This is a genomic window from Pusillimonas sp. (assembly GCF_044464525.1).
Taxonomy (GTDB): Bacteria; Pseudomonadota; Gammaproteobacteria; order Burkholderiales; family Burkholderiaceae_B; genus Pusillimonas.
Genome location: NZ_JBIQLE010000027.1, coordinates 12,579 through 30,735 on the forward strand (window position 1 = coordinate 12,579; position 18,157 = coordinate 30,735).

Genomic DNA, 18,157 nt, shown 5'->3' on the forward strand with positions numbered 1-18,157 from the left:
TTAGGGGAGTTTTATGCCACGTCCAATTTCGGCTTCGATTTCGTTGTCGTCTTTAAAGCACAATCTGGCGGTAGTCGCCCAACAATTGAACAGCTTCAGTCAGCAAAACCGCCGGGTTGTCCCCAACATGTGGGCGGTTATCAAGGCTAATGCCTATGGCCATGGCATTGACAATGCGGTGCGTGCCTTCGGGCGTGCCCAGGGCCTTGCCATGCTTGATCTGGACGAGGCCGTCAGGTGCCGCGAAGCGGGATGGAACAAGCCCATCCTTATGCTGGAGGGTTTTTTCGAACCCGCCGATATCCGCGCGTTCCGGGATTATAGTTTATGGGCCACGGTGCATTGTCACGAACAGCTCGACATGCTGAAAGCCGCGCAACCCGGCCCGCGTCTGAACGTATTGGTCAAGCTCAACACCGGCATGAGTCGGCTCGGATTCGCGCCGGCACGCTACGCCGACGCCTATCGCCAGGCCCTGGCCGAAAAGGAGCGCGGCTTACTTGATGTCGTTGGCAAGATGACCCATTTCGCGCGTTCGGACGACGACGCCGAAGTAACCGAAGCGCAATTCAAGCTTTTCCTGGAAACCACTCGCGGTCTTCCGGGCCCGATCAGCCTGTGCAACTCGGCCGCCACGCTCACACCCCGCTACTGGCTGTGGCCGCCGTCCGAGTTCGAGCAATGGGTGCGTCCGGGCATATGCCTGTATGGCTCGTCGCCGTTTCCCCATCAGTCGGCCCAAGACCTGGGTCTGGAGCCGGCCATGACACTGCGCTCGCAGATCATAGGCGTCCAGGAGATCAGCCCCGGACAAGGCGTGGGCTATGGGCATGCTTTCGTCGCGCCACATGCCATGCGGGTCGGCGTTGTGGCATGCGGCTATGCCGATGGCTATCCGCGCCACGCGCCCAACGGCACGCCGATCACGGTCGATGGCCGACCGACTCGTTTGCTTGGTCGCGTGTCAATGGATATGCTCATTGTCGACCTGAGCACCTTGCCGGACGCGGGCGTCGGTTCGCCCGTCGTGTTGTGGGGCCGGGGGGGGCCGTCAGTGGATGAGGTCGCCCATGCGGCCGGAACCATCGGCTACGAGTTATTATGCGCGCTGGCGCCTCGTGTGCCGGTACAGGCGGGCTAGCCGCACATTACGGAAGGAAGACATGAAGAATCAATGCGTGTTGGTCACCGGAGCAACCAAGGGCATAGGCTGGGCCATCAGCAGGCGCCTGGCCGATCTGGGCTGCCACGTGGTGGGCCTGGCCCGTCACACACAGGATATTGATTTTCCGGGTTATTTGTATTCCTGCGATTTGGCCAATGCCGGCGAAACCGAGGACATTCTGCGCGTCATCCGTGAAAAGTATCCGGTCGACGGCATTGTGAACAATGTGGGCGTCGTCAAGCCCGCGCCCTTGGGCGAAGTCGATTTGTCATCGCTCTATCAGGTTTACGACCTGAACCTGAGGGTGGCTGTGCAAGTCACCCAGGCATTCGTCGCCTCCATGAAGGCGCGCCACGAAGGGCGCATCGTGAATATCTGCAGCCGCGCCACGCATGGTTCGCCCAACCGCACCAGCTACGCCGCTGCCAAGGGCGCGCTCGTTGCATCGACCCGTACCTGGGCTCTTGAACTCGCTCCTTACGGAATTACCGTCAATGCGGTGTCGCCCGGGCCGGTCGAGACTGAACTGTTCAGGGCCGGCAGCCCGGTCGGCAGCGACTCTGAAAAGGCGGCCCTGGAATCGATTCCCATGGGCAGGCTGGGCCAGCCCGCCGACGTGGCAGCGGCTGTTACTTTCCTCCTGTCGCCCGAAGCGGGCTTCATCACCGGCCAGGTGCTTGGCGTTGATGGGGGCGGCAGCCTCGCGGGACGCCGCTAGCATGGCCAAGGCGAAGACCACTTTCGTTTGCAGTGAATGCGGCGGCTCCTGCCTCAGATGGGAGGGCAAGTGTCCGCATTGCGGTGAATGGAACACCCTGACCGAGATCGTTGCCGAGCCGGCGCAAAATCACCGCTTTACACCGTTGGCCGGGGCAAGCCCGGTGCGCAACCTGGCCGAGATAGAGGCGCGCGAATTACCACGCCAACCCACAGGTCTGGCCGAGTTCGACCGGGTATTGGGCGGCGGGTTGGTCACAGGGGCCGTGGTCCTGATCGGTGGCGACCCCGGCATAGGCAAATCCACTTTGCTATTGCAGGCCTTGGTGTCTTTGTCGCGGGTAACGCCGGTACTGTATGTAACCGGTGAAGAATCGGCCGAACAGGTGGCCCTGCGCGCGCGGCGTCTTGATCTGGGCACTGAAGAGGTCCAGCTGTTGGCGGAGATCAGGCTCGATGCCATCGTAACCGCCCTTACCGAGCAAAAGCCCCGTGTGGCGGTAATCGATTCCATCCAGACGCTTTACTCGTCGGAGCTCAGTGCCGCGCCGGGTTCGGTTTCGCAGGTGCGCGAGTGCGCGGCTCAGCTCACCCGCTTGGCCAAGCAGACCGGCATTTCCATCGTCCTCATCGGACACGTCACCAAAGACGGAGCGTTGGCGGGCCCGCGTGTGCTGGAGCACATTGTCGACACCGTGCTGTACTTCGAGGGCGATACGCATTCGTCCTTTCGTCTTATCAGGGCGATCAAGAACCGTTTTGGCGCCGTCAACGAGCTGGGCGTCTTCGCCATGACTGACCGAGGCTTGCGCGGGGTCAACAACCCGTCCGCCCTGTTTTTGTCCCAGCACGACCGCAATGTGGCCGGCTCTTGTGTCATGGCCACGCAGGAAGGCACGCGGCCGCTGTTGGTCGAGATCCAGGCGCTGGTCGACGGCGCCCACGTGCCCAACCCGCGCCGGCTTTCGGTGGGCTTGGAAAGCACACGGCTGGCCATGTTGCTGGCGGTCCTGCATCGGCATGCGGGCGTGGCCACTTTCGACCAGGACGTTTTCGTCAACGCCGTGGGCGGGGTCAAGATCACTGAGCCGGCGGCTGACCTGCCCGTACTCCTGGCCATCATGTCGTCCCTGCGAAACAAGCCGTTGCCCGAAGGTCTGGTGGCATTTGGCGAAGTGGGGCTGGCCGGCGAAATCAGGCCCGCTCCGCGCGGCCAGGAACGCCTCAAGGAAGCAGCCAAGCTGGGGTTCCGGCTTGCGTTGGTGCCCAAGGCCAATGCGCCCAAGCATGCCATAGAGGGCCTGGAAATATGGCCGGTTGACCGCATCGATGCGGCCATCGACCGTTTGCGAGGATAGGACGCAATGCGCTTGTGGAGCAGGTATCTGGTACCCGGGTTACGAGCGTTGAAGCGGGACTGGCGGTCGGGCGAACTGGGGCTGCTGGCGCTTTCGCTGCTGATCGCCGCAGCCGCCGTGAGCAGCGTGGGTTTTCTTTCAGATCGGGTGTCCAAGGCGCTGGATCGCAGCTCGGCCCAGATGCTGGGCGGTGACTTGGCCCTGGCTGCCGATGAGCCCATTGCCCGCGAGGTGTGGGAGCAGGCGGCAGCGCAAGGCCTTGAAGCCTCTTCATACCGGGTGTTGTCCTCCATGGCCAACACGGAAGGGGGCATGAGGCTGGTATCGCTAAAAGCGGTCGATACCGCATATCCATTGCGTGGTGAGCTTATGCTGCGGGGCGACGCCCCTGCTCAAGGTGTGGCCGCCGCGGGTGGGCCGTCGCCTGGAACGGTATGGATAGACCCCCAACTGACCGGATTGCTGGGCATCGACGTGGGTGACGATATATCCCTTGGCGAGTCAACGCTGCGAATAGCCGGCGTTATCTCTTATGAGCCGGACAGGGGTGTGCAGTTCATCAATGTGGCGCCTCGAGTCATGATGCGTCTGGATGAGCTACCTGCGACGGGGCTGCTGGGGCCAGCCAGCCGCGTGCGTGATGTGGCCAAGTTCGCAGGGCCCGAGACAGGGGTGCGGGCATTTGGCAATTGGCTCGAGCCGCGCTTGAAGCCGGGGCAAAGGCTGACCGAGCCGGGCGAAGCCCGGCCCGAGATACAGCGCTCGCTGGATCGCGCGTATCAATTTCTGACCCTGGTAGCCCTGCTGACGGTGGTCATCGCGGCGGTTGCCGTGGCGCTGGCGGCACGCCGCTTTAGTCGCCGCCACCGTGACGGGGTGGCGGTAATGCGCTGCATGGGTGCGCCTCGGCGCCAATTGGCGGCCATGTTCTGTGTCGAGTTGCTGCTGCTTGCGCTGTGCGCCGCGTCGCTGGGAGTGGTTGTGGCCTATTTGATCCAGGCGGGCCTGGCGCAGCTTGTCGCCTCGCTGCTTGACGTCGACCTGCCCCGGCCTTCCTGGAGACCGGCGTGGCACGGCTATGTGGCATCGCTGCTGATGCTCGCGGGTTTCGTGCTGCCGCCGCTGGCTTCCTTGTATCGTGTTCCGCCGATGCGGGTGTTGCGCCAGACGCAGGGCGATTGGGCGCCGCGTACCGCCGTCGCCTATGGGGCGGGGCTGCTGTCTTTCTATTTGTTGGCGTGGTGGATTTCTGGCGACGCGCGCATGAGCGCCTTCGTGTCCGGCGGATTCATGGTGGGCCTTCTTGTTTTCTATGTGGTTGCTTATGCCGCCATACGGGCGCTGGGCGGCCTGGCCGGCACCTTGCACAATGCGTCTTCGTTAAGATTTGCCTTGCGGGGGATGGTCAGGCGCCCCGGCCTGGCGACTGCTCAGGTATGCGCCCTGGCTGTCGGATTGATGGTGATGCTGCTGCTTACCCTGACCCGCATCGACCTGCTGGACGGATGGCGCGGCACCTTGCCGCCGGACGCGCCTAATACCTTCCTTATCAACATCCAGCCGAACCAGCGTGCCGCGGTCAGCGCCGCGCTTGCCGAAGAAGAAATACTTGTTCAAGAGCCGGCTCCCATGATCAGGGGCCGCCTGGTAGAGATCAACGATGCGCCCGCCGATGCACGCCGCTACGAGGACGAGCGGGCTCAGCGCATGGTCGAACGCGAATTCAACTTATCGTATATGTCGGCCTTGCCCCCAAGCAACACTTTGGTGCAGGGCCGGTGGCTTGATGCGGAAGGCCATGAAGTGTCGCTTGAGACGGGTTTGGCCGATACCCTGGAAATCGGGGTTGGCGATACGTTGAGCTTTGACGTAGCCGGCCAGCTTGTCCGCGTCGCCGTGACCAGCTTGCGCGAAGTGAAGTGGGATTCGTTCGACGTCAACTTCTTCGCCCTGATTTCCCCGGCGGCGCTTGCCGACGCGCCGGCTACCTATATCACTTCGTTCCACCTGCCGCCGGAAAAATCCGCCTTGAATCAGCGCTTGGTGGATGAGTTTCCCAATCTGACCGTGGTCGACGTGGGCGCCATCCTGGGTCATGTCAGGCGTATTGTCGAGCGGGCTATTTTGGCGGTCCAAATATTGTTTCTGTTTACCGTGGCGGCCGGCATCCAGGTGCTGGCGGCGGCGTTTGCCGCCACGCGCGATGAACGCATCCACGAAGTGGCGATGCTGCGCGTGCTGGGCGCCGGCGCCACTCGTTTGCGTCGCACCCAGGCAATAGAGCTGTTGGCGCTGGGCGGGCTTTCGGGTGCGCTTGCAGCCTTCGGGTCCATTCTGCTGGCGCGTCTGCTGGCCGAGCGGGTGTTCGAGTTTTCGCTCGGCTGGCCGTGGTGGCCATGGGTGGCGGGGGTGGCAGGCGGGGCCTTGATCTCCTGCCTGGGCGGTGGGCTGGCGCTGCGGGGCGTGCTGCATACGCCTCCGCTTCGAATGCTGCGGGAAGCCACATGAATTCCTTCCATTCGCCGGAATTGGCTACGCTGTCTTTCCCCTCGGGCGCCATGTGTTTCGATCCCGGACGCGTAAGTGCGCCATCCGAAAGTCTGTTCGACACGGGTAATCCGCTGCTTGGCGCCTCGGCTGTGCAAGTCGGTGGCAGACGCTCAGCTTGGTTTGTCTCGGGCGAATTCGGGCCGGCTGTGCTGCGTCATTATCGCCGTGGCGGCATGGTGGCTCGGGTCAGCCGCGACCAATATCTCTGGGCCGGAGAGTCGGCCACCCGGTCGTTTGCCGAGTTCCGTGTATTGCAGCGTCTTCTACAGCGCGGAGTACGCGTTCCGGTTCCGTTGGCGGCGGCGTATTGGCGGACGGGCCCTTTTTATCGTGCGGCGATCCTCATCGAGCGTATTTCAGGAGTACGAACCTTGGCTGAGGCGCTGGACGCGCCCGAGGCGGTTGCCCAAGCCATTTTCGCCATGCACGAGGCAGAGGTCTGGCATGCTGACCTGAATGCCTATAATATCTTGCTGGACCAGGCCGCAGATGCCTGGCTGATTGATTTTGATCGTGCCCGCCGCCGCTCCATGAGCGCGAGGCTCAGGCAATCAAATCTGTTGCGGCTGCGCCGCTCGTTGCAAAAAATAGCCGGTGATCAAGGGCTGGACTGTTGGGTGCGAATACAGCAAGCCTATGAACAAATCTCGGCCGGCTGCCGCTGAAACCAAAGCAACGCAGATAGAACCAAAAAAGCTTTATCATCTCGTCTTTTCGGTGCATTGATTCCGGAGGCTTTCACTGTGGGTTTGAAAAGGGTCGCGTCATTCTTGCTGACGATGCTTCTGTGGGCGACTTCCGTCGCCTGGGGGCAGGGCGGCGTGGTCAACGTCTACAACTGGGCCGAATATACGGCCCCGGATACGCTTTCCGGCTTCGAGAAAGAAACCGGCATCCGGGTGCGCTATGACGTGTACGACAGCAACGACACGCTTCAAGCCAAGCTCCTGACAGGAAAATCAGGGTATGACGTGGTGGTGCCATCCACGCACTACGCTGCGCGCCAGCTCGAGGCGGGGCTGTTCCAGAAGCTGGATAAAAGCCGGATACCCAACTGGAGGCATCTCGACCCCGAGATCATGAAGCTGGTCGCAGCCGTTGACCCGGGCAATCAATATCTCGTGCCGTGGGGCTATGGCACCAACGGCTTGGGCTACAACGTGACCCGCGTGCGCGAAATTCTGGGTGAAGATGCACCCTTGGAAAGTTGGGACATGCTTTTCAAGCCCGAGTACGCAAGCAAGCTCAGAAGCTGCGGAATCGCAATGCTGGACGAGGCGGCACAGGTGTTTCCAGCGGCGCTGCATTATCTGGGCAAAGACCCCAACAGCACCGACCCGGATGACTATCAAGCGGCGTTAGAGCTGCTCAAGGGCATACGGCCCTATGTGCGCCAGTTCAGCTCGTCCGGTTATATCGACGAGCTGGCCTCGGGCGACTTGTGCATGGTTTATGGCTTTTCGGGCGATGTTCTTATCGCGCGCGACCGCGCCGAAGAGGCGGGCAGGCCGTACGAGATAGACTACTACCTGCCCCAGGGCGGTGCGCCGGCTTGGTTCGACACGATGGCCATACCCAAAGGAGCGGCGCATGTCGATGAGGCTCACGCCTTCATTAACTACATCGAAACCCCGCAAGTGCACGCGGCGATCACCAACAGCATGTTCTACCCCAATGCCAACAAGACCGCCCGTCAATACGTCGACCCGGAAGTGGCTGAGAATGTCATGATTTACCCGCCCGACGAGGTCGCGGCGCAGCTTTTTGTCATCAAGGCCCTGCCGCTTCATGTTCTGCGCGTGCAGAATCGCTTGTGGGCCGAACTTCGCTCAGGACGCTAGCCGAGATGGAAAATCGCAATGCCAACCCAGTCTGGCCCGCGGACGAGGATGCTTTCGTACGCGTGGACGACGTGGTCAAAATCTATGGCGACGTCGTGGCCGTACAGTCTGTGAATCTTTCAGTCAGGCGGCGAGAAATCTTCGCCTTGCTTGGCAGCTCGGGTTGTGGAAAGTCGACCTTGCTTCGCATGCTGGCAGGTTTTGAAGAGCCCACTTCGGGCCGCATATACCTTGACGGTGAAGACATCACGGCGCTGGCGCCTTATCGCCGCCCGGTCAACATGATGTTCCAGTCCTACGCCTTGTTCCCCCATATGACGGTGGAAGCCAATGTTGCATTTGGCCTCAAGCAGGAGGGGGTGCCGCGCAACGAAATACATGAGCGCGTATTCGAGGCGCTCGACCTGGTGCAGATGGCCGGCTATTCACGCCGCAAGCCGCACCAGCTGTCAGGCGGACAGCAGCAGCGGGTGGCTCTGGCACGCAGCCTCGTCAAGCGACCCAAGCTCTTGCTGCTCGACGAACCCATGTCGGCGCTCGACAAGCAGATTCGGCAAAAGACGCAGATCGAGCTGGTGCGAATATTGGACCAGGTCGGTGTTACTTGCATCATGGTCACCCATGATCAGGACGAAGCCATGACCATGGCCGGAAGGCTCGCCGTGATGACCGAGGGGCAGATCGTGCAGTGCGGCACGCCGCAAGAAGTCTATGAGTTTCCCAACTCGCGCTTCGTGGCGGGCTTTATCGGCAGCACCAACCTGTTCACCGGTACCATCACGGTTGATGAGGCCGATCACGTGATGATCGAAAGCGACGAGCTGGCAAGGCCCATGTATGTCAACCACGGCGTTAATGAACCCCTGGGCATGGAAGTTCACGTCTCCATTCGGCCCGAGCAGATTCGAGTGGTTCGGGAGCAGCCGTCGAACGAGTACAACTGGGCGCGAGGCGTGGTGGGCCACGTTGCCTGGATGGGCAGCCATGCCCGCTATCAGTTGCGGCTCGACTCGGGCGCGGTGGTCGAGGCCGAGGTGCCTCGCCAGGTTCTGGCCCAGTCGGACGCCCCAGGGCTGGAAGACGAGGTGTATATCAGCTGGGCCAGCGATAGCGCGACGGTGCTGGCATCATGAAACGCTTCTTCATGCGCGACCGCCAACCTGCCTTGCGCAAGCTTGCCATCGTTCCGCCATTCGCCTGGCTGGCGCTGTTCCTGCTGGTTCCCTTCCTGTTGGTGCTGAAGATCAGTTTCGCCGATCTGCGGTTCGGCATTCCACCCTATACCCCTCTGGCGACGCTGGAAAATGAGGCTTTGCGCCTAAGTGTCTATTTCAGCAGCTACAAGCTGTTGTTGACCGACAGTCTTTACATCGCCACATATATCAGCTCGGTGAAGATGGCGCTGGTTACCACGGTATGTTGCGGGCTTATCGGCTATCCGATGGCGTATTACATTGCCAGGGCCACGCCCAAGGCGCGCAACCTGATGCTGCTGGCGGTGATCTTGCCGTTTTGGACGTCACTGCTGTTGCGCGTATATGCCTGGGTGGGCATCTTGCGCAGTGATGGCCTGCTGAACACCGCCTTGCTGGCGTTGGGCGTGATCGACGCGCCGTTGGAGCTTTACCGCACCGACATCGCAGTCTACATCGGCCTGATCTATGCCTATCTGCCGTTTTTCATTCTGCCGCTGTATGCCAACTTGGTGAAGCTGGACATTCGCTTGCTGGAAGCCGCCCATGACCTGGGCGCGCGCCCCTGGCAGGCGTTCTGGAACGTGACCTTGCCGATGTCCATGCCCGGGGTGGTGGCCGGCGCGTTGCTGGTATTCATTCCCACGGTGGGCGAATATGTGATCCCGGAAATGCTCGGCGGAGCCGATACCTTGATGATGGGCCGGCTCATGTGGACGGAGTTCTTCAATAATACTGACTGGCCGATGGCCGCCGCGGTAACTTGCGTGATGGTGCTGATACTTATCGTGCCCCTGGCCTTGCTGCAATACAACCAGGCGCGCCAGTTCGACTTGGAGAGGCGCCATGGCAAAAACTAACGGCTTGTTCCGGGCTGTGGTCCTTACCATAGGCTACGGTTTTTTGTATGTGCCTATCGCCTGTCTCATGCTGTTTTCGTTCAACGATTCGGCCATGATGACTTCCTGGACCGGTTTTTCCTTGCGCTGGTATGTGGAATTGTTCAACGATCAGGCGCTGTTGTCCGCTACCTGGCTTTCCTTGCGAATCGCCGCGCTGACGGCAACTGCCGCGGTTGCCCTGGGTACCTGGGCCGCGTACGTGCTGGTGCGCATGGGACGGTTTCGCGGGTCGGGCTTGTACGTGGGCATGTTGTGCGCCCCGCTGGCCATGCCCGAGGTGGTTTTGGGCATATCGCTGTTGTTGATGTTCGTCGAATTGGGCGGACTGATAGGGTGGCCCGCGGGCAACGGCATGTTTACCATCTGGGTGGGGCACGTTACTTTATGCCTTGCATACGTGGCGGTGGTGGTTCAGGCGCGTATTCGTGATCTGGATCGTTCGCTCGAAGAGGCCGCGCTCGATCTGGGCGCATCGCCGCTGAAGGTGTTTTTCATCATTACGCTGCCGCTGATCGCGCCTGCGCTCCTGGCCTCATGGCTGCTGGCCTTTACACTGTCACTTGACGATGTGGTGATCGCATCGTTTTTGTCCGGGCCCGGTTACACCACCTTGCCGCTTGAAGTGTTCTCGCGGGTAAGGCTTGGGCTCAAACCTGAAATCAATGCCCTGGCGACCTTGTTCATACTGATCGTGGGCTTGTGCGTGATTGTGGCAAGCAAGGTGCAGTGGCGCAAAGAGGAAACATGAAACCCATACAGCTTTACGGATTGAAGCGGTGCAGCACCTGCGTCAAGGCCATGAAATGGCTCGACGAACAGGGCCAGGCCCATGAATTCACAGACTACCGCGACGAGCCGGTTCCAGGGCCCGTGCTGGCAAAGTGGAAAGACGAGCTGGGCGGCTGGGAAAAGCTGGTCAACCGCGCATCCATGACCTGGCGCAACCTGCCCGACGAGCGCAAGACGCCGCAGGACGATGCCCAGTGGCTGGCGTTGATCGAAGAGTTTCCCACACTGGTGCGTCGCCCCGTGCGTGTCGATGCCGATGGCCGCGTCAACGTCGGCTTTTCGACCAAGAAATACGACGAGCTCAAGGGGTAGGGCATGCTCGACCAGAACACCCTCAAGCGCAATGCGGCGGAAGCGGCCGTCGAGCGGGTCTTGCCCATGCTCGAAGCCAATTCTATTTTGGGAGTCGGCACGGGCTCCACCGTTGATCTTTTCATCGATGCCCTGGCTTCGCACAAACACCGGTTTCGTGGCGCAGCGTCCAGTTCCGAGCGCAGTTCGGCTCGGCTTGCCGGGGCGGGAATAAAAGTGTTTGACCTGAACGACATCGATACCATGCCCGCCTATGTGGACGGCGCGGATGAAATCGACGCAAGGCTGAACATGATCAAGGGCGGGGGCGGCGCTTTGACGCGTGAAAAGATCGTTGCCTCGGTGGCGCAAAGCTTCATCTGCATTGTGGACGAGTCCAAGCTGGTAGAAAAACTGGGCGCTTTTCCGCTGCCGGTGGAAGTCATCCCGATGGCGCGGGCGGCTGTGGCCCGGCGCCTGGCTGCCTTGGGCGGCAGCTCTCGCGAGCGAGAGGGTTTCATTACCGACAATGGTTGCCGCATCCTTGATGTTTCCGGCCTGGATATTGTCGATCCGCCCCAACTTGAGGCGACCATCAACGATATTCCCGGGGTGGTGACATGCGGTCTGTTCGCCATTGCGGGCGCCGATATTGCGCTGGTGTCCGGCCAACGAGGAGTCTGCGAGCTGCGCCCCGGCCAGGTGTCATGATCATGTCATAATCAAAGGGTAAGCTTTTCACTTTGAATGGACTATTATGTCTTCAGCAACAAGCCTGCAGGCACTGATACCCATGTTTTTGCGACGAAGGCCCCTATGACCGAACATACCAACAGGCAGTTTTCCACTGATCTCGAAACCACCAAGTCCTTATTTCTTCAAATGGGCGGCCTGGTAGAGACCATGGTCTACGATGGGGTCGAAACCCTGATCACGGGCGATCTCACATTGGTCGACCGAGTACGCGAACGCGAAAAAGAGGTCAATCGCCTCGAAGTCGAAATCGACGAGCGTATCGGCCAGATCATTGCGCGTAACCAGCCTGCCGCTGTCGACCTTCGCCTGCTGTTGTCGGTGTCCAAGATGCTAACCGACATGGAGCGCTGCGGCGACGAGGCCGAAAAGATCGCCAAGGTTTCCAGGCGTTTGCACGAGTCCGAAGGCCGTTATATTCCGGCGGTCGAGCTGCGCCACATGCGCGACTTTGTGGTGGCCATGCTGCGCCAGTCACTCGATGCCTTTGCCCGCGAAGACCCTGTCCACGCGGCCGAAGTAGTGCGCCGCGACAAAGAAGTCGACAAAGAATGGAAAGCCACGCTGCGGCATCTGATCACCTATATGATCGAAGACCCCCGCGTCATCACCCGCGCCATCGACCTCATATTCATCGCCCGTTCCCTTGAGCGTATCGGCGATCATGCCAAGAACATGTCTGAACGTGTCATCTATATGGTCATGGGCGACGACGTGCGCCACACCGGCGTCAAGGCGACCGAACGCACCGCCCGCGGCCAAATCTACGAAGAAGACAACGACGCCTGATCATTCCACGATCAGGCTGCCTTGTCGGCTGGGCTGAACCAAAAACGGATGCACCTGGCATCCGTTTTTGCTGTCAGGCGGGTGGCGGTACGTAGCCTTGGGCCTCGACGTCGGCGTCTTCGAACAGATAGCTTTCCATCTGTTGCGCCAGGTATTTGCGGGCTCGGATGTCGGCCAGGTTAAGGCGGTTTTCGTTCACCAGGCGGGTTTGGGTTTCAACCCATTGCGCCCAGGCCTGCTTGGAGATATTTTGCCAAATGCGCACGCCGAGTTCGCCGGGATAGGGCGGTGCATCCAGCCCTTCGGCTTCGCGCTTGAGTTTTACACATTGGACCATGCGTGCCATGACGTTGCTACCTTGTAAAAGTACGATTGATCAATCGCTTCATTGTACAAGCTTCGCGCGCGCCTCGACGCCCGCGTCGAGGCTGGCCGGTTCTGGCTGGCCGGTTCTGGCTGGTTCAGCGCGCCAAGCGAGCGCAGTTAAAGCCGCTTGATGAAGATATGACTGTTGCGATTGCGGTTGTAGTGCGCCTGACGCTCTTGGGGAAGATCGGAGACGCCGCCGCGCGCGAAACCCCGTTTCATGAACCAATGCGAGGTGCGGGTGGTCAATACGAACAGCCTGCGCGCGCCCAGGGCGCGGGCCTTGCTTTCTGCGTGGCGCAACAGCATCTCGCCTTCGCCTTCGCCCTGCCATTCCGGATGGACGATCAGGCATGCCATTTCGACCATGCCTTCTTCCAGATAAGGCTTCAGGGCGACACAGCCGTAGATGACTCCGTCATGTTCCAGCACTGTAAAAAGCTCAACCTCGCGTTCGATTGTGGCGCGGCCGCGCGGTACGAGGGTGCCGTCCGCCTCGAGTGGCTCGATAAGCTGCACGATCGCGCCGATGTCGTCCATGGTGGCGGGCCGAAGATCGTCCAGGTTGTCTTCGACGACCATGGTGCCTACGCCGTCGTGCGTGAAGATTTCGAGCAGTACACTGCCGTCCAGGGTGTAGGGGAGCAAGTGCGCACGTGCTACGCCTCGCTTCACTGCCCGGGATGCGTGCGTAAGAAAGGAGGAAGTGTCTTCGTCGAGCGTGTCAGCGGCCAGAAGGGCGTCAGCTTCTTCGCGAGCCAGTTCAGTGTCGACTGTGCCGTCTTCAAGCCGGACAATATGATCTTGAGTCAGGAAGATGAGTTTTTCGGCCCGCAAGGCGACGGCTACGCTGGTGGCCAGGTCTTCCATCGCCAGGTTGAAGGCGTCGCCGGTAGGCGAAAAACCCAGCGGCGATAGCAGCACAATGGCGCCCTGGTTCATGACCGACCTGATGGCGTCGATATCGAGCTTGCGGACGGCCCCTGTATGCTGATGATCGACGCCGTCGATGACGCCGACCGGGCGCGCGGTAACGAAATTGCCCGAGATGACGCGTATCTTGGCATGCGACATGGGCGTGTTGGGAAGGCCTTGGCTGAAGCTTGCTTCAATGTCGAGGCGTATTTCTCCGGCAGCTTCTTTGGCGCACTCTAGGGCTTCGGGCGAGGTTGGCTCGGTGCCTCGGCCGAATTGCGTCGTGTAGCCTTTGAGCTGGAGCTGTTCATTGACTTGCGGGCGCGATCCGTGCACAAGCACCAGCTTGACGCCCAAGGCCGATAGTAAGGAAAGATCTTGTATTAGAGTGTTGAGCGCACCGTCCAACACCAGTTCGCCGCCGAAGGCGACGACGAAGGTCTTGCCGCGAAAGTCGTGGACGTAGGGCGCAACCTCGCGGAACCAGCGCACGAACTGCGCCGGAGCGAATTCTGGGGCGTCATGGGCCGAGAGAGTTTCCGGGTCGTTTAGGACCAAATCGTTATGCACGAGGGTTCCCATTTTTTTGCATCAATGCAAAATTATAATGACAGGTACCCGTTTTATTAGAATTTTCATGGAAGAGTCCGTCGATTTGTCGGTAAACCAACACACAAGAGAAGCCGGCCGCTATCGCCCGCGGGTGAAAAGCACGCGGGCTTTGCCGTTGATACGCTACCCCGAAGACTTGCCTGTCAGTGCCCGGCGCGACGATATCGCGGCGGCCATCGGCCGGCACCAAGTCATCATCGTAAGCGGCGAAACGGGTTCGGGCAAGACCACCCAACTGCCTAAGATCTGTCTTGAACTTGGTCGGGGGCGCGAAGGCCTTATCGGCCATACGCAGCCTAGGCGCCTGGCAGCCACCTCGGTGGCACGGCGCATCGCCGAAGAGCTCGGGTCGGCGCTGGGTGATTGGGTGGGCTATCAAATACGCTTCAGTGATCGCAGTGGGGCGGACACGGCCATCAAGCTGATGACTGACGGAATTCTTCTGGCGGAATCCCAGCGTGATCCCTTGCTGCGCCGCTATGACACCATCATCATCGACGAGGCGCACGAGCGCAGCCTCAACATTGATTTTTTATTGGGTTTTCTGAAGCAACTGCTGCCCAGGCGGCCCGACCTGAAGCTGATCATCACTTCGGCCACAATAGATGCCGCTCGATTTTCCAGCCATTTCGCCATAGACGGCTGTCCCGCGCCCGTCATTGAAGTGTCCGGGCGTCTGTATCCGGTCGAAGTGTTGTATCGCCCGGTGCTGACTGAAGACGAAGCCGACGAGGCCGCGGCACGGCGCGGCGGCGCGCGCACCGCTCCGTCCCATGACGAAGAGCGAGGCCTGGTGGACGCAGTGGTCGATGCCGTGGCGGAGTGCGCCCGGCACGGGCCCGGAGACGTGCTGGTGTTTCTGCCCGGTGAACGTGAAATACGCGATGCCACCGAGGCGCTGCGCAAGCAGCATCCGCCCGGCGCCGAGGTGCTTGCCTTGTTTGCCAGGCTGTCCCAAGCCGAGCAAGAGCGAATTTTCCGTCCTCAGGGCAACGCGCGCCGGGTGGTTCTGGCGACCAACGTGGCCGAGACCTCTCTGACTGTGCCGGGCATTCGCTATGTTGTGGATAGTGGCCTGGCCCGTGTCAAGCGTTACTCGTGGCGCAACAAGGTAGAGCAACTGCGCATCGAGCCGATCAGTCAGGCCTCCGCCAACCAGCGCGCCGGACGCTGCGGGCGAATCGGCCCAGGCGTCTGCATCCGCCTCTACGATGAGGCCGACTACAAATCGCGGCCGGCCTTTACCGATCCGGAGATATTGCGTTCTTCCCTGGCCTCGGTCATTTTGCGCATGAAGTCGCTGAAGCTGGAAGATATCGAGACCTTCCCTTTTGTCGAGGCCCCGACGGGCCGGGCCATTGCCGACGGCTACCAGCAGTTGCAAGAGCTGGGGGCGCTCGACGACGCAAATCGCCTGACTTCGACAGGCCGTTCGCTGGCCAAGCTGCCGGTCGATCCGCGCTTGGCGCGCATGATACTGGAAGCCAACACACAGCAGTGCCTGGCGGAAATGCTGATCATTGCGGCAGCCCTGTCAGTGCAAGACCCGCGCGACCGGCCCATGGTTTTGCGCGAGGCGGCCGAGACAGCCCACGCCAAGTTCCGTGACGACAAATCCGAGTTCCTGTCCTATCTGAAGCTATGGGCCTGGTATCACGAGCAAGTTGCCCATAAGGGCTCGCAACGCAAGCTTGTTGCTTTGTTGCGCCAGAACTTCCTGTCGCCGTCGCGCTTGCGCGAATGGCGGGATGTTCATAGCCAATTGGCGGCCTTGGTTGGAGAGCAACGGTGGCGAGTCAATGCCTTGCCCGCTACCTACGAGCAGACCCATATGGCCCTGCTGTCCGGCTTGCTTGGCAACATCGGGCTGAAGAATGAAGAAGGGGGCGGCTACCTGGGTGCACGCGAAATCCGTTTCCAGATCCATCCAGGATCGGCGCTGGTGAAGAAGGCGGGTCGCTGGATTGTCGCTGCCGAACTGGTGGAGACAACTCGCTTATACGCGCGCTGCGTCGCCCGCATCGAGCCGCCTTGGCTCGAGCGAGCCGGCGCCCATTTGCTGCGTAGAGCCTGGTCCGATCTGCGCTGGGACCGCAAGAGCGGTCAGGTGGTGGCCAATGAGCGTGCGACTTTATACGGCCTGCCGGTCTATACCGGGCGGCGCATCAGCTTCGGCAAGGTTGATGCGGCTCAGGCGCGCGAGATTTTCATTCGCGATGCGCTGGTGCCGGGCGATATCGATACGCGCCTGCCTTTCATCAACCACAACCGCCAGCTCATCGCCAAGATCGAAAAACTCGAACACCAGGCCAGGCGTCCAGACATTCTCGTTGACGATGCACTGATCTTCGCCTTTTACGACAAGCAGGTTCCGGCCGACGTCTACCAGACGGCGACGCTGGAAAAATGGGCGGCGGGACTGGATAAAACCGCTCTTGAGGCTTTGCGCCTGACCCGCGACAACCTCATGCGCCACGAGGCCGCAGGCGTGACCACTGATGTCTTTCCCAAAAAGGTGCGCTGGCAGGGGGTGGATATGTCGCTGGACTACCATTTCGAGCCGGGCTCGGTGCGGGATGGCGTGACGCTGACCGTACCGCTGTTCGCCCTGAACAAGATCGATCCGATGCGCTGTGAATGGCTGGTCCCCGGCATGCTGAAGGACAAGGTCCATTTGTTGCTTAAATCGTTGCCTCAGAAGTTGCGGCGCCACTGCGTGCCGCTACCGGATTATGCGGCGGGTTTCTACCAGCGGTGGTTCGAACGCGCCGCCGATCCTTCCATGGGTTTGCTCGAGGCGTTGCGCAGCGACATGTGGGAACAGGTCAAAGTGCGTCCGGCTCCGGGCGATTTCAAGATCGAAACCTTGCCGGCGCACCTGTTCATGAACTTCAAGGTGGTGGATGAGCACGGACGCATGCTTTCGGGCGGCCGCAATCTGGACCAGCTTAAGGCCGAGCACGGCAGCCAGGCGCAAGCATCATTTCAGAAGGTGGCCGCAGACGATGAAAACGTGGGCCAGGTGTTGGCTCACGAGAACCTGGTCGACTGGTCTTTCGGCGAACTGCCGGAACTGATGGAGATTCGCCGCAAGGGGCAGTCGTTCGTGGGGTACCCCGCCCTGATCGATCGCAAGACGCATTGCGACCTGGACGTTTTTGATGACCCCGGCGAAGCCAAGAGGCGGCATCGGGCCGGGCTTTTGCGCCTGTTCCGGCTGGCGCTGCGAGACCAGGTCAAGTTTCTGGAAAAAAACCTCGACGGCCTGACACGCATGAGCATGCTGTACATGAGCCTGGGCACCCAAGAAGATCTGCGGGACCAGATCATCGACACTGCGGTGGAGCGTGCCTGCTTGGCTGAACCCTGGCCGAACGACCGCGAAGCTTTCGAGAAGCGTGTGGCGGAAGGGCGGGGGCGGCTGGGGCTGTTGGCGCAAGAGGTGGCTCGCCTGGTGGGCGCCATACTGGCGGAATGGTCGGCGCTGCAGAAAAAGATGCCGCAGGCCAAACCGCATCTCGAGACCCACGCCGACCTCTCGGCCCAGATGTCTGCCCTGATGGGCAAGTGGTTCGTCCGCGATACGCCGTACGTGCAACTGTCGCATTATCCGCGCTACCTCAAGGCGGCGCAGGCGCGCATCGACAAGTTGCGGGCTGATCCGGCGCGCGACCGACGCCAGATGACCGAGATGGCTCCTCTCATAACCCAGTACCAGCGTGCGCGCAGTGCCTTGAAAGGGGCGCCCGATGCCGGATTGGACGAATTCCGCTGGCTGCTCGAAGAATTGCGCGTGGCGCTATTTGCCCAGGAACTGCGCACGCCCATGCCGGTTTCGGTCAAGCGGTTGCAGAAAGCCTGGACCGCGGCGCAGCGATGAACAGATACAGAGCCCTCGACCGGGCAAGCGGATGCA

At 60.8% G+C, this 18,157-nt stretch carries 15 protein-coding genes; 13 read left to right on the top strand and 2 right to left on the bottom strand.

Translation table 11 applies throughout. The annotated features are described in order from the left end of the window. Window positions 1-13 precede the first annotated feature (13 nt). The 12 genes from alr to phoU all read left to right on the top strand — a co-directional run bounded on the left by alr (window position 14) and on the right by phoU (window position 12,348). Window positions 14-1,141, top strand: a complete 1,128-nt coding sequence (gene alr / locus ACIY1O_RS13770; protein WP_397475669.1) for an alanine racemase — start codon at window positions 14-16, stop codon at window positions 1,139-1,141. 22 nt (window positions 1,142-1,163) lie between these two features. Continuing rightward, a complete protein-coding gene (locus tag ACIY1O_RS13775; protein ID WP_397475670.1) occupies window positions 1,164-1,883 on the top strand; it encodes an SDR family oxidoreductase in 720 nt (239 codons plus the stop codon). 1 nt (window position 1,884) lies between these two features. Beyond that, window positions 1,885-3,240 carry a DNA repair protein RadA gene (gene radA / locus ACIY1O_RS13780; protein ID WP_397475671.1) on the top strand — a complete coding sequence of 452 codons (1,356 nt, stop codon included), beginning with the start codon at window positions 1,885-1,887 and terminating at the stop codon, window positions 3,238-3,240. Between the two features lie 6 nt (window positions 3,241-3,246). After that, window positions 3,247-5,748: an ABC transporter permease gene (locus ACIY1O_RS13785; protein WP_397475672.1), complete on the top strand. Its 2,502-nt coding sequence runs from the start codon at window positions 3,247-3,249 to the stop codon at window positions 5,746-5,748. Continuing rightward, a complete protein-coding gene (locus ACIY1O_RS13790; RefSeq protein ID WP_397475673.1) occupies window positions 5,745-6,455 on the top strand; it encodes a 3-deoxy-D-manno-octulosonic acid kinase in 711 nt (236 codons plus the stop codon). The genes ACIY1O_RS13785 and ACIY1O_RS13790 overlap by 4 nt, the downstream gene beginning before the upstream one ends. A 114-nt stretch (window positions 6,456-6,569) precedes the next feature. Then, on the top strand, window positions 6,570-7,631 hold the full coding sequence (locus tag ACIY1O_RS13795; RefSeq protein WP_397475694.1) for a polyamine ABC transporter substrate-binding protein: 1,062 nt from the start codon (window positions 6,570-6,572) through the stop codon (window positions 7,629-7,631). Window positions 7,632-7,636: 5 nt separating this feature from the next. Next, window positions 7,637-8,764: an ABC transporter ATP-binding protein gene (locus ACIY1O_RS13800; RefSeq protein WP_397475674.1), complete on the top strand. Its 1,128-nt coding sequence runs from the start codon at window positions 7,637-7,639 to the stop codon at window positions 8,762-8,764. Beyond that, window positions 8,761-9,684: an ABC transporter permease subunit gene (locus tag ACIY1O_RS13805; RefSeq protein ID WP_397475675.1), complete on the top strand. Its 924-nt coding sequence runs from the start codon at window positions 8,761-8,763 to the stop codon at window positions 9,682-9,684. Before ACIY1O_RS13800 ends, ACIY1O_RS13805 begins: the two co-directional genes overlap by 4 nt. Then, window positions 9,671-10,474: an ABC transporter permease subunit gene (locus ACIY1O_RS13810; protein WP_397475676.1), complete on the top strand. Its 804-nt coding sequence runs from the start codon at window positions 9,671-9,673 to the stop codon at window positions 10,472-10,474. The genes ACIY1O_RS13805 and ACIY1O_RS13810 overlap by 14 nt, the downstream gene beginning before the upstream one ends. Continuing rightward, window positions 10,471-10,827, top strand: a complete 357-nt coding sequence (locus ACIY1O_RS13815) for a Spx/MgsR family RNA polymerase-binding regulatory protein (RefSeq protein ID WP_397475677.1) — start codon at window positions 10,471-10,473, stop codon at window positions 10,825-10,827. Before ACIY1O_RS13810 ends, ACIY1O_RS13815 begins: the two co-directional genes overlap by 4 nt. 3 nt (window positions 10,828-10,830) lie before the next feature. Beyond that, the gene (rpiA, locus tag ACIY1O_RS13820) at window positions 10,831-11,517 is read left to right on the top strand and encodes a ribose-5-phosphate isomerase RpiA (protein ID WP_397475678.1); all 687 of its coding nucleotides are present in this window, start codon (window positions 10,831-10,833) and stop codon (window positions 11,515-11,517) included. A 105-nt stretch (window positions 11,518-11,622) separates the two neighbouring features. Beyond that, window positions 11,623-12,348: a phosphate signaling complex protein PhoU gene (gene phoU, locus ACIY1O_RS13825; protein ID WP_397475679.1), complete on the top strand. Its 726-nt coding sequence runs from the start codon at window positions 11,623-11,625 to the stop codon at window positions 12,346-12,348. A gap of 73 nt (window positions 12,349-12,421) precedes the next feature. Here the strand turns inward: phoU and ACIY1O_RS13830 are convergent, their stop codons facing one another. Further along, entirely contained in the window at window positions 12,422-12,694 is a 273-nt protein-coding gene (locus ACIY1O_RS13830) for an oxidative damage protection protein (RefSeq protein ID WP_397475680.1), read from the bottom strand. Between the two features lie 137 nt (window positions 12,695-12,831). Next, window positions 12,832-14,211 carry an amino-acid N-acetyltransferase gene (gene argA, locus ACIY1O_RS13835; RefSeq protein WP_397475681.1) on the bottom strand — a complete coding sequence of 460 codons (1,380 nt, stop codon included), beginning with the start codon at window positions 14,209-14,211 and terminating at the stop codon, window positions 12,832-12,834. Between the two features lie 55 nt (window positions 14,212-14,266). On the opposite strand from argA, the gene hrpA reads away from it, so the two are divergent. Then, window positions 14,267-18,121: an ATP-dependent RNA helicase HrpA gene (hrpA, locus tag ACIY1O_RS13840; protein ID WP_397475682.1), complete on the top strand. Its 3,855-nt coding sequence runs from the start codon at window positions 14,267-14,269 to the stop codon at window positions 18,119-18,121. The last annotated feature ends 36 nt before the right edge of the window (window positions 18,122-18,157 follow it).